The 12,741-nt window shown below is 45.5% G+C and carries 11 protein-coding genes; 5 read left to right on the forward strand and 6 right to left on the reverse strand.

The window, feature by feature from the left end:
• Positions 1-118 precede the first annotated feature (118 nt).
• Both FE296_RS30170 and FE296_RS30175 read right to left on the reverse strand, forming a co-directional pair.
• On the reverse strand, positions 119-2,659 hold the full coding sequence (locus FE296_RS30170; protein WP_150367435.1) for a diguanylate cyclase domain-containing protein: 2,541 nt from the start codon (positions 2,657-2,659) through the stop codon (positions 119-121).
• 278 nt (positions 2,660-2,937) lie between these two features.
• On the reverse strand, positions 2,938-3,534 hold the full coding sequence (locus tag FE296_RS30175; RefSeq protein ID WP_150367436.1) for a biliverdin-producing heme oxygenase: 597 nt from the start codon (positions 3,532-3,534) through the stop codon (positions 2,938-2,940).
• 259 nt (positions 3,535-3,793) lie between these two features.
• On the opposite strand from FE296_RS30175, the gene FE296_RS30180 reads away from it, so the two are divergent.
• The 4 genes from FE296_RS30180 (at position 3,794) to FE296_RS30195 (ending at position 6,592) form a co-directional block, all read left to right on the forward strand.
• Positions 3,794-4,591 carry a Nif3-like dinuclear metal center hexameric protein gene (locus FE296_RS30180; RefSeq protein WP_124114414.1) on the forward strand — a complete coding sequence of 266 codons (798 nt, stop codon included), beginning with the start codon at positions 3,794-3,796 and terminating at the stop codon, positions 4,589-4,591.
• Positions 4,592-4,919: 328 nt separating this feature from the next.
• The gene (locus tag FE296_RS30185) at positions 4,920-5,345 is read left to right on the forward strand and encodes a DMT family transporter (RefSeq protein ID WP_124114412.1); all 426 of its coding nucleotides are present in this window, start codon (positions 4,920-4,922) and stop codon (positions 5,343-5,345) included.
• A 45-nt stretch (positions 5,346-5,390) separates the two neighbouring features.
• Positions 5,391-6,089, forward strand: coding sequence for a Crp/Fnr family transcriptional regulator (locus FE296_RS30190; protein WP_124114410.1), 699 nt, complete (start codon positions 5,391-5,393; stop codon positions 6,087-6,089).
• A 14-nt stretch (positions 6,090-6,103) separates the two neighbouring features.
• Positions 6,104-6,592: a DMT family transporter gene (locus FE296_RS30195; RefSeq protein WP_150367437.1), complete on the forward strand. Its 489-nt coding sequence runs from the start codon at positions 6,104-6,106 to the stop codon at positions 6,590-6,592.
• Between the two features lie 86 nt (positions 6,593-6,678).
• On the opposite strand, the gene FE296_RS30200 is transcribed toward FE296_RS30195, so the two are convergent.
• The 4 genes from FE296_RS30200 to FE296_RS30215 all read right to left on the reverse strand — a co-directional run bounded on the left by FE296_RS30200 (position 6,679) and on the right by FE296_RS30215 (position 11,882).
• Entirely contained in the window at positions 6,679-7,395 is a 717-nt protein-coding gene (locus FE296_RS30200; protein ID WP_036608916.1) for a YebC/PmpR family DNA-binding transcriptional regulator, read from the reverse strand.
• A gap of 279 nt (positions 7,396-7,674) precedes the next feature.
• Complete coding sequence (gene cysI, locus FE296_RS30205) at positions 7,675-9,396, reverse strand: assimilatory sulfite reductase (NADPH) hemoprotein subunit (protein ID WP_150367438.1); 1,722 nt, start codon at positions 9,394-9,396, stop codon at positions 7,675-7,677.
• Between the two features lie 53 nt (positions 9,397-9,449).
• Entirely contained in the window at positions 9,450-11,285 is a 1,836-nt protein-coding gene (locus FE296_RS30210) for an assimilatory sulfite reductase (NADPH) flavoprotein subunit (protein ID WP_150367439.1), read from the reverse strand.
• Between the two features lie 219 nt (positions 11,286-11,504).
• Positions 11,505-11,882: a winged helix-turn-helix transcriptional regulator gene (locus tag FE296_RS30215; protein ID WP_150367716.1), complete on the reverse strand. Its 378-nt coding sequence runs from the start codon at positions 11,880-11,882 to the stop codon at positions 11,505-11,507.
• Between the two features lie 194 nt (positions 11,883-12,076).
• Here FE296_RS30215 and FE296_RS30220 point away from each other — a divergent pair, with 194 nt between their 5' ends.
• Positions 12,077-12,637 carry an NAD(P)H oxidoreductase gene (locus tag FE296_RS30220; RefSeq protein ID WP_150367440.1) on the forward strand — a complete coding sequence of 187 codons (561 nt, stop codon included), beginning with the start codon at positions 12,077-12,079 and terminating at the stop codon, positions 12,635-12,637.
• The last annotated feature ends 104 nt before the right edge of the window (positions 12,638-12,741 follow it).

A 12,741-nucleotide genomic window follows, 5' to 3' on the forward strand; every position in this document is an offset into this window, starting at 1 on the left:
ATTAACACATTATTAAGACCAAAAAGAGAGCATTTCTGCTCTCTCTTTTAGTTCATATTCATATGATATTGATAATCCAGATGTATTCCGTTAAGAAGTAAGGTTACACGCCCTAAAATCAGACTACAATTGCTCGATTCTTCCCATCACTCTTCGCTTGGGCCAGCGCTTGAGTAGCCTTTTCAATCAGTTCGGATACACTTAACTGCTCATCAGGTACCAGTACTGCACCCCCGACACTAACCGTGACGATTCCACTCGGACCCGATGATTCTCGCTGGATCTGTAGAGCCAGAACATGTTGTCTAATCTCTTCCGCAAGCTGTGCTGAATCTTCAGAAGTAGTGCTCTTCATTTTCAACATGAATGTACCTCCGCGAAGACGGGAAATTAGTGCATTGTGCTGCTCACTGACCACGGTGAGTACCTCACCGATCCATTGGAGACACAGATCGCCTCCCTGAAGTCCGTATGCCGCGTTATATGAACGGAAATCATCGATATCTATAATGAGCAACCCCAGACTGCATTTCTCCTGCAAACAATCATCCCAGTCATCCTGAAGCTGAGACTTGAATACCGTTTGAATTGGCATATCTGTTAACGGATCTGTGTTCAAGTAATTTTGCAGCTGGCTTGTCGTTTCAGTGTAATTGTCCTGTTCATGGTGGGAAGCGCCGCTGTGCAATAGGACCATCACAGAAGGTTTACCCGCGTGGGTAACCGAAGCAAGTGTAATTTCAAGCAACAATGAGGTACCTGCTGCTGTGGTGAAATACGACTGGCTGGTAATCAAACTTGTGTTATTGTGCTTTAATTCCTCAAAATTCTGTTGCAACGTCACTCTCGTTTGCTCAGGTACAAACGCCCTGAAGTCCTTGCCCATCAGGTCTTTGGAACTCTCGAACCCGAGCAACTCGGCAGCCTTCGTATTACAGTAGATAATCTGGCCGTCAGTCAAAGTAAAAAATGCCACGGGCGAGTAATCCATTAACTGCAAATAACGCTGTTCATTTTGTCGCAAAATACGAGCATTCTGCAGCGCCTGTTCTTCGGCCTGAACCAACTGGTTCTCTGTCTGCCGACGTACAATGGTTTTGAGTAAAGGTAACACGCTAAGCTCTTTGGATGTCCAAGGATACGAAGTTGATTTTACAAACTCACGCCATTTCTCGAATGATTTACGAGGCGACAGACGCATGCCGTCATCCGTCTTGAGCACCGCTTTGGCTGGGTCACCCGCCCAATCGACAACCTGGACAACCTCAGGTCGGAACCAGAGCATGTAGTTATGCTGTCCAGGCGAAATGGCAACATAAATAACCCCGGAAGCCTTATCCTGATAAGCTTTGGATGTTTCATACTCTGCACTCAGCTTCGACGTATGATAACTATAATCCTCGGACTTTCCTGCAAGCCAACCTGCCAGTTCACGAATCTGTCCACTGTTTGGCGTTTCACCATACAACAACAACTTGTCCTGGTAACAGATTGCTGCTCCGGCAGCACCCATCAGATTTAACACCGTCTCTTCTTCTCCCTGTAATTCCTCAAGCACTCGGGCAGGACTTGTATTACCGATAAAAATGTTGGCAATTCGTGAAGCGGCTTCACGTGATTGAATCTCTGATTGATAATCATCGAGTTGCTGACGCTGAAACAATTCATTCGAGAAAAACGCGCCCAGGAAATTGCACAGATTCCGTACGCGATGGGGTACATATCTGGACTTATAATGATGGCATGTAATGAGTCCCCACAGTTGATTGTTATGAATGAGCGAGATCGTTACAGTCGCACCTACACCCATATTATGCAAATATTCGATGTGAAGTGGAGATACACTGCGCAGGACCGAAAGACTCAAATTTAGCGGTTTGTTAGTGAGCGGTTGTAATGTAGGCACAATTTCCACAGGTTTATAATTGACATTCACAATGGTGCGCAACCAATTACGAAGATATAATTCGCGAGCCTGCTTGGGAATATCCGAAGCCGGATAGTGATGTCCCAGGAATGGTTCGAGTTCTTGTTCACGCGCTTCAGCAATAACTTTACCGTTCCATTGCTCGTCAAACTCATAGATCATCACCCGGTCGTAACCGAGCATTTCCTTCACCTGTTCAGCCGCAATCTGACTTGCTTCCACGCGACTATCTGTACTTTTGATTCGACCGAAGAATCGGGATATCCACTCAAAGTCGGTAGTCTCCATTTCCTCTTTTTCATAAAAAGGTTCGATCTCCAGAATAAGCAGACCTTCACTTTCATGAAGAACAGAGGAGAAGACCCGGTTCTCACCGGATACCTTAATGGTCAGATCCATGTAATGCAAATCAGAGGTTACATCTGCATTGAAGCTGCTAGCCAACAGTTTGCGTACATCTTCCTCGCCGATCAGTTTTTCCAATGGCATGCCCAAAACGTCTTCATAGGCAATACCCAGATGGTCCTCCGTATTTTGGCTACACTGAACAATGGTTGGCGTAGGACTGGTATTGATGGCCAAGAGAACACCATGAGGTTGAATAAAGCCGGGGATATGAATGGGTTCTTTGTCACAGTTATTCAGATCTATCGGATCATTTGTGTATGTTCCCTGATGAAGCAATGTGCGGTTTAACAAATTTTGTTCTTTCTTGGACTTCGGTTCGGCCATGGCCAGGAAAATCCCCTCTCATGATGTTATATAAGTTGAATTAATGATTATTTACACGATACTACGATGACAGAATAACCTTCCAAACGCTGTTATCCCCAGATTTTCTCGAATTTCTAAAAAGGGAAAAATCCGGTTATAAATGCGAGCGCTTCGCTTTTCCAGCTTTTTTCTGTCCTCTCCGTTAGGTGTAAATGATTAAATCAACTTATATATATACCTTTAAAATAATGAAAAAAAGTTTGCCCTGCAGGCGTTTGGGTTGATGAAATGGGATGTTACTTGTCCGTATTAATCCATTGATCCAGTAGTCGGAATGTCTCTGATGCACTGTGTACCATGTTGTCATGATCTTCTGGCGTGCTGATGGACTGCTGCAGCAAACCTGTAAACTCGCTCCATCTTGTTCTTGTATCTGAGCCGTAAGCATTGAAATATTCCAATCCACGATCAGCTTCAATGGGCAGGAACTGCGACAAACGTTTGGTCATAATCTGTCCACCGTTCGTGGACCCCTCAATTACATACAGATATCCGAACAAACGGGCAGGTGTTGAAATATCCGGCAATTCTTCACAGAGCGGAAGTTGAGTGATCTCTTCTTCACTGGCACCCAGATTTCGTAAATCCTTTTCCAAGAGTCCAGCCTTGCCTCTAATCTCAATATCCAGTCCCGTACTTTCCCAGAAAGACTGCTGCACAGCCTGATCCTCCAGCGGTTTCAGGAATCCATAAAATTTTTCTAAATAAGTTCTATATTCTTCTATAGTCACAGTTTGATTCATAATGGCTTTTGCATAAGGGTTCTGTTCTACTTGTCTGTGATAATGAGCTGTCTCGCTCTTCAGACGTTCCATAATAGTTGTTGCTGTCATCGTAGTTATCCCCTTTCACAATCTGTTCTGTTAAAGACTCTATGTAAGTATACTTATTCTTGTTTGAGAAAACTATATGAATCCAACATCCGTGTACAGCCCAATACATTCCTCCGTTGTTATCTTAACTGACTGTAATCCGTATGTTGTAGTATTAACCGAAAACAATAAAAACGACCCTATAATCTGGAAGGCAGTAGATTTCAGATGTCAACATGGTACACTAACTTTATATCCTGTCACTGGAGGAATGCATTCTATGGATCTTACTGTTCAAGACGTTGTGCTTCACCTCACAGATAACATTGAATTGCCGGAAAACACGGTAGATCAGCTCATTACGGGCTCATTTGATTGTAAGGTCAAAGGTATTATCTTTGCTTTTATGCCCACACATTATGTTATTGAACAAGCCATACAGCACGGTGCGAACTTGATCATTGCGCATGAATCTCCGTTTTATAACCATCACAGTCATACGGATTGGCTTGCAAATGATTCGGTTTATATGGACAAAAGAAAGTTGATCGACGAAGCAGGCATTTCCATCTATCGATGTCATGATATCATCCACCGCTTCCAACCGGATGGCATTACCGAAGGACTGATTCAGGCCTTGAGGTGGTCCTCTTATGTGGAGCAACGACTACCGGAAGCAGACGTCCTTTCTTTTCCGGAAGGACAAACCGTCGAAGCTATTGCTCACCATGTGAAAAGTTCCCTAGGGATCGATTATGTACGCGTTGCAGGCAATGCGGAAATAGTCTGTAGACGCGCAGCGGTACTGGTAGGTTTTCGTGGTAATGGACATGTGACGATTCCCTTGATTCAGAATGAGCAATTGGACCTCATCATTGCTGGGGAAGGATTCGAGTGGGAGACACCGGAATATATCCGTGATACCGTACAACAAGGCAAGTCCAAGGCACTGATCATGCTGGGACATGCTGAGAGCGAGGCTCCGGGAATGAAGCTATTGGCAGACAGGTTGGCAGAACGTTTTCCCGAATTGTCTGTTCGTTTTGTAGGCGAGAAGCCTGTGTACACTGTGATCTAATAGAATCATTGATTTGTACGGAGAGGATTTTCTAGCTGATTGTATTGCATCTAATCTCATTGCCTGTCCTACCCTGGAGCTTTGGATACTTACTATGCTCCGGGGTACGCTCGGCAGACTCTCGTTTCATTTCCTGGATAGCTAGCTATGATGAAAAATGAGTACTGAGCATATATGCCACGCATCTCTTCATGCCCCATCTGGATTTCCCGGGTTCTTTATTGTACTCTAGATGCTGTGACTTCAAAGCTCAGGACATTTGTCCTTGGCGTTTGGGGTGAGTTTATCATTAAATAGAAGTCGAAGTGATTGAATAAGGAGCGTACATATGAGAGGAATTATTTTTGCATTACTGGGCGGCGCGTGTATCACGCTCCAAGGGGTTGCCAATACTCGGATTAGCACCGACATGGGCACATGGCAGGCCGCTACGATTACACAACTGACAGGATTCATATTAGCAACGCTGATCCTCATGTTTGTTAGAGACACCAACCTTCAAGGACTCAAACAAGTAAAACCCATGTACTTGGCTGGAGGTGCTTTTGGCGCCGTCATTATTTTCAGTGAAGTGACGGCCATTCAGCAAATTGGGGTTACATTCACGATCTCGGCCCTGCTCATTGCTCAGCTGTTCCTGACTTTTCTGGTGGATAGCAACGGATGGTTCGGCGTGGTGAAACAAAAGATGAAACTGCCGCAATTTCTGGGCATTGCCTTAATGGTGACTGGTGTCATTATTATGAAACTATAGATTTTGGAGAAGAATTGAAACATATCGTCGGGGGTGAATAACAGCGTGCAAGAGATCCATAACGAGCAACAATTAATGCAGTATCTGAAGCAATATCAACTCGAAAAGATATTTCACGAGCCCCTGCGTACACATATGACGTTATGCCACTTTGAGAAGTGTGAACTGATCTGTCGTGAAGGGGAAACTTCCGACTATTTGTACGTACTGGTTGAGGGTAAAATCAAGATTTTCACCACCTCCGCACAGGACAAAACGCTGGTGCTTTGCTTCAAAACACCGCTTGAAGTTGTCGGTGACATAGAGTATGTCCGTGAAAGCGATATTGTTAATACGGTTCAGGCCGTGTCACCTGTGGTGATGCTTCGCATTCATTATCAATGGCTTGCTGAGCTTGCCAGCGATTATGCACCTTTACTTAAATTTTTGCTCAAAATTATCTCTCACAAATTCTACATTGACTCGAACTTTTCCAATTTCAACCTGATGTATCCCGTTGAGGTTCGTCTAGCCAGCTACCTGCTCTCCATCTCGACAGAAGAAGCGGGCAGTATCGTTCACGAAGAGCTGGACGCATTCAATCTGACCGACATTGCGAATCTGATCGGCACCAGTTACCGACACCTGAACAGGGTCATCCAAAAGCTCTGTGCAGACGGATTAATTGAACGACATCAGGGATTGATTATGATTAAAAACCGTGCGGGTCTGCGCGAAATAGCAGGTCACAATATTTATGAGTAAGGAGTTCAACAACCATGTTAATCACAGGTATTTCGCTTGCACTACTGGCAGGTGCACTTGTCAGTCTGCAAACGATTTTTAATAGCAAAGTCAATGAACGCACCGGTTCATGGTCCACAACAACGTTGGTGCTTTTCACCGGATTCATTGCTTCGTTCCTCATCTCTCTGCTAGTGGAGGGCAAGAATACATTCAGCTTTCAGCATATGCAACTCTGGTACTGGCTCAGTGGAGCCATTGGTGTTGGTGTGGTCTTCTGTCTCGTACAAGGCATGAAGCTGCTTGGCCCCACATATGCCATCTCCATCGTGCTGACGTCCCAACTGAGCTTTGCGCTATTGTTTGATTCCATGGGGTGGCTCGGTCTGGAGCAAATTCCTTTTTCGTGGAATCAACTGCTCGGTGTGCTTGTCATTGTCGGCGGAATTGTGTTATTCAAGTTCGGTGGGGGGAAATCGAAAAAATCAGAGCAGTCCCCTGGAACACTACAGTCTGACTCATAAACGAACAAAAAAAGAGTGTCCGTCCAATCCCGTAGATTGGTCAGACACTCTTTTTATACAATCAAACCACGTATCGCCTCGTTCTCTTACACGAACTCCACGTTATGGTAGACCTGCTGAACATCTTCAAGGTCTTCAAGCGCATCGATCAGTTTCTCGAACTGAGCTTGTGCATCCTCTGGAAGTTCAATATGATTTTGCGCAAGCATGGTCAGCTCGGCTACAGTGAACTCCGTAATTCCGGCTGCTTTGAATGCTTCTTGTACAGCGTGGAATTGATCCGGTTCTGCATATACAATTACAGCATCGTCTTCGTCCACGATATCACGAACATCCACATCTGCTTCGAGCAAAAGTTCCAGTACTTCCTCGGAGTTTTTGCCTTCTATACCGATAACCGCTGTTGGATCAAACATGTAGGCAACAGAACCGCTGACACCCATGTTACCCGCGTTTTTGTTAAACGCTGAGCGCACTTCCGGCGCTGTACGATTTACATTGTTGGTGAGTGCATCAACGATGACCATCGCACCATTCGGTCCGAAGCCTTCATAACGCAGCTCTTCATAGTTCTCATCCCCGCTGCCTTTTGCTTTTTCCATCGCACGATCAATGATGGCTTTGGGTACATTATACGTTTTGGCACGTTCCAGCACGACTTTCAGTGCACGGTTCGCTTCCGGGTCCGGTTCGCCCTTCTTGGCAGCTACATAGATCTCAACGCCGAATTTAGCGTAGACCCGGCTCGTGTTTGCATCTTTTGAAGCTTTCTTTTCCTTGATATTATTCCACTTACGACCCATATCGTTTCCGCTCACTTTCAACATGTAATCTGCTTTCTACTATGCCATTATATCTTGTTGAGCGTACTTCAACAAGTTAATACACACGAAATAATGGGAATAACTGCGGTGATTATCCATCTCCGCTTGAAGTTTAGCCACAGTTTTTTCTCTCATATATCTCTCAGCAGTAACTAACGTTACCTCTATTATCTCCATATATAGCAGACAAGAAGCACCCCATAAAGGAATGCTTCTGCCCTAAATCAATCCTAATTTCAGTTCATCTTACCCGGTCAATTAAGCGTGAAATTGTCGACCATCCAACACTTCAGGAACATAACCCGCACGAATGACAAAGTCTCCGAAATGTTCCCCTTCATTGCGCTCTTTGGCATACTGGTTCACCATTGGCGTTAACGTGTCCAGAATCTCGGTTTCACCAATGTTTTCTTTATACAGCTTATTCAAGCGATGTCCGGTGAAGCTGCCACCGAGATACATATTGTATTTCCCAGGTGCTTTACCGATAAATGAAATCTCTGCCAGCATCGGTCTTGCACATCCGTTCGGGCAGCCGGTCATACGAATGACAATCTCTTCGTCTCTCAGCCCGGCTTCGTCGAGTACAGGCTCCAGTTTGTCGATCAGGGACGGCAAGTAACGTTCGGACTCAGCCATCGCAAGGCCGCAGGTTGGAAGCGCAACACAAGCCATCGAACTTCTGCGCAGCGCAGAATAATGTGCACCATCGGTCAGGTTGTACTGTTGAATGAGTGCTTCGATCTTTTTCTTCTTCTGGCTGCTAATATTACCGATGATTAGATTTTGGTTCGCAGTCAGACGGAAATCACCCGTATGCACTTTGGCAATTTCACGTAGACCCGTCATGAGCGGATAGCCGTCTACATCTTTTACACGACCATTCTGAATGAACAGCGTGTAGTGCCATTTGCCATTATTACCTTTTACCCAACCGTATCGATCTCCGTTAGTCTCAAAATGATACGGGCGTACCGCATCCAGTTTCCATCCCAGACGGCTGGTCAGCTCATCGATAAACCACTCCACACCACGATCATCCAGCGTATATTTGAAACGAGCATGTTTACGAACTGCACGATCTCCATAATCACGCTGAATCATAACTGTTTTCTCTGCAACATCAATCATTTGCTCCGGCGTACAGAAACCAATGACTTTGGACACCTGAGGATAGGTTTTGGCGTCACCATGAGACATCCCCATGCCGCCACCAACGGAAACGTTGAAACCTTGCAGCTTGCCGTTCTCCACAATAGCAATAAAGCCAAGATCCTGTGAATAGACGTCCACATCATTGGATGGTGGTACAGCAATACCGATCTTGAACTTCCGTGGCAAATACACTTTGCCATAGATTGGTTCAACTTCTTCGTCGGAGTCCTGGGAATCAATCACTTTCTCTCCGTCCAGCCACAGCTCATGATAAGCCCGCGTGCGAGGGTCCAAATGATTACTCACCTGACATGCCCACTCATACACTTCAGCATGCACATCGGATTGATTTGGATTCGGGTTACACATCACGTTTCGGTTTACGTCCCCACATGCAGCCAGTGTGCTTAGCAACGAATCGTTTACTTCGCGAATGGTGTTCTTAAGATCCCACTTCAGTACGCCATGCAGTTGGAAAGACTGACGTGTGGTCAGACGAATGGTCTCATTCGCATATTTATGTGCCACTCTGTCCATCATCAACCATTGCTCCGGGGTTACAATTCCACCGGAAGCACGCACACGCAACATGAATTGGTACGCAGGCTCCAGCTTGGATTTGTGACGCTCATTACGCAGGTCGCGATCGTCCTGCATATAACTGCCGTGGTGTTTCATCAGACGGTTGTCGTCCTCTGGAATTGCACCCGTGATGCGATCAGCCAACGTTTCAGTCAGACTTCCGCGCAAGTAATCACTTTTGATCTTTATATCTTCCACATCGCTATTCGTGCGCTGTGGGTTAAGTAAGTTATTATAAACCATGCTGCTTTCTCCTCTCGTCTCTGCGGGATGGTGCAATCCGGCTGGGCCGGTAATTAATAGACGTCCCGCTGATAACGTTTCTCCTGCTGTAACCGTGTCAGATATTCCGATGCCTGCTCAGGCGATAAACCGCCTTCTTGTTCAAGAATCGTGGTGAGCGCAGCATGCACATCATGTGCCATTTTTTTCTCGTCACCACAGATATATATGCTTGCACCTTCCTGAAGCCACTGGTACAACTCTTTGCTGTGTTCCAGCATACGATGTTGTACATACACTTTCTGTTCCGTATCACGTGAGAAGGCTACATCCATTTTCGTGAGCACACCATCTTTGAGCCAACGTTGCCATTCCGTCTGGTACAAGAAGTCAGTGGCGAAATGCTGATCTCCGTAGAACAGCCATGTCTTGCCCTCTGCTCCTGTTTCTTCACGCTCACCAAGGAAAGATCTGAACGGCGCTACACCTGTACCTGGGCCAACCATGATGATCGGTGTATCCGGGTTCTCAGGCAGCTTGAAATTCGGGTTATGCTGTATATATACAGGCAGGGTGTCGCCAGCTTCGATTCGTTCAGCCAGATGTACCGAGCACACACCATAACGTTCTCTGCCACGCGCTTCATAACGTACCGAGCGAACGGTAAGATGAACTTCATCCGGGAAAGACTTCGAACTACTCGCTATGGAGTACAGACGTGCCGGAATTTTGCGAAGAGCAGCGACGAATTCTGCAGCAGGAATCCCTTTCAGATTATAATCATGAACCAGATCCAGCAGATCACAGCTATTCATGACTGTACGGAATTCGGAATCATCTGCGAGTAACGCCGTCAGGCCACTCCCAGGATTCAGTTTCGCAAGTTGTTCCACGACCGGTTTCGTCACAGCTGTAATTTCAAAATAACGCAGCAACGCTTCGTGCACAGATGCCTGATCCCCGTTTTTATTCACGGTCACGCGTTCATCGGCATTCCATCCCATAGCTGCAATCAATTCCTCCACAAGGCGCGGATGATTTTCAGGGAATACCCCAAGGCTGTCACCTGGCTCGTAGTCCAGGCTGGAGCCTTCCAAAGACAACTCAATGTGGCGTGTTTCACGGTCCGATCCTCTGCCGTTCAGATTGAGATTCTCCAATACTTCCGCCTTGAATGGATTAGTGCGATCATATTCGGATTCCCCGCCGTTCACCGCAGCTGTAACTGCCTCAGTGGTTACCGTACTCGAAGCAGCAGATGTACTGCTCAAGGATGCCAATACTTCATTCATCCACTCCGCAGCTGCTTCATCAAAATCAACATCACAGTCCACGCGCGGTACAAGGGCTGTACCACCCAACTCCTGCAATCGTTTATCGAAGTCCTTACCTGTTTGACAAAAGAACTCATAGGAGGTATCTCCCAGAGCCAACACCGAGTAACGAAGTCCTTCAAGCTTCGGAGCCCGTTTGCTGTTCAGGAATTCATGCAGCGGAATCGCATTATCTGGTGGTTCGCCTTCGCCATGCGTACTGACGATGATGAGGAGATTTTCAATTTTCTTGAGTCCGTTCGGTTTGAAGTCTCCCATCGATGACAACGTTACCTGAAGACCTTGCTCTTCAAGTTTCTTGGCCAGCTTCTTCGATAGGCCGCTGGAATTCCCCGTTTGTGAACCGAAGAGCACGGTAACTTCCCGGGATACTGGCGGAGCACTGACAGGTGCAATACCTGTAGTTGGTGCAGCCTGTACCAGGTTAGCTGGAGCCTCTATTGTCGCGCTTGCCTGAATTGCTGCAATATATCCGCTCAACCAAGTACGTTGTCCATCGGTCAATGTAGGAATAAGACGATTAAGCAGTTCAACTTGTTCTTGATTAAAAGGGCTGTTTGTCACTTGAAGTTCCACTGTTTGCCACCTCGCGCATTGCTTCGATTTTAATTCCGACTAAAATCATCACATTAATTTAATTTCTTCTCTCTAAAACCTAACACACCGGGTGTTGAGGGTCAATTTCAATGATTTTATAGCATTTATCAGTTTCGCTGATAAAGGACAAAAAACAACAAAAACCCTCCTTTTCAAATCAAGGACGGTTTTGTTTTATTTTTAAATTTGGCGGCCATCTCAAGTTGAAGTTGAAAGTGGAATATAGTCACTAAAATGATTTCCAAGCACTCTGCTCTTATCTCCGTATACTCCGTCCAAGTGATTCTCTCCCCACAGACATATGCGGTCAATGATTTCCTGTAGTGTCAAGCCGTACTCTGTCAGCTCATACTCTACCTTGGGCGGAATCTGGGGATAGATGATTCGATGGATGATTTCATTCTTTTCCAGTTCACGCAGCTGCTGGGTTAAGACCTTCTGGGTAATGCCAGGAATGGCTCTGCGAAGTTCGCTTGTTCGTTTTTCACCTGATATCAGCTGATGCAGAATAAGAATCCTCCATTTTCCACCGACCAGTTCCAGCATCGCCTGCACACCACTCTCATATTTTTTCATTTCTTGTTCCACTTGTACTCCCCCATAATTCACAATTCACATATATGTATACCTATTATTAAAAGTAACCGAAGAACCTCAAGGTATCTACAGCACTCGAAGGTGCGTACTTCTCAATACGATGTCATGAATCTTATAATAACATTGGTCAGAATGTTTAACCAAAAAAAAGAAAAAAGGATGGTTACTCCTACATGAAAGTTAAACTGGTCGTTACTCACCCAAGACAGGATTCCCTAACATTTGCCGTGATGAATCGTTTTATAGAAGGTATGCAGGAGAATTCCCATGAAATCGATATCCTCGATCTATATCATGACGGATTTGATCCACTATATGGTGTAGAAGATGAACGAGACTGGCAAAATCCCGATAAACAGCATGCCCCTGTGATTCGCAAAGAACTGGATCGTGTGCTTGCGGCTGATGCCATTGTATTTGTTTTCCCGATCTGGTGGTACAACGTTCCCTCCATGCTCAAAGCTTATCTGGACAAGGTATGGAACATGGGGCTGCTGAACAAGGCTAACTCCAAAAAGGCACTGTGGATTGCACTAGCTGGAGGAACGGAGGCTTCATTCCATAAATACGACTATTACAACATGATTTCCAATTATCTGAATAATGGGATCGCAGGTTATGCAAGAATGCAGGAATCCCGAGTCGAATTTCTCTATGAAACGATCTCAGAATCCAAAGAACATATCGAAGGCTTGTTGGATCAAGCCTATCAAATCGGCAAACATTACAATTAACAATTCGCAGACTTTACACATAACAACTGCAATACGATAGGAAGTTCGTGCGTTGAGTATCCGACTTTTCGCACATGAAGGGCGCACAATCATGAAGACTTACT

Origin of the sequence: Paenibacillus sp. UASWS1643 (assembly GCF_008693195.1) — a bacterium.
In the GTDB taxonomy this organism is placed as follows: Bacteria; Bacillota; Bacilli; order Paenibacillales; family Paenibacillaceae; genus Paenibacillus; species Paenibacillus amylolyticus_B.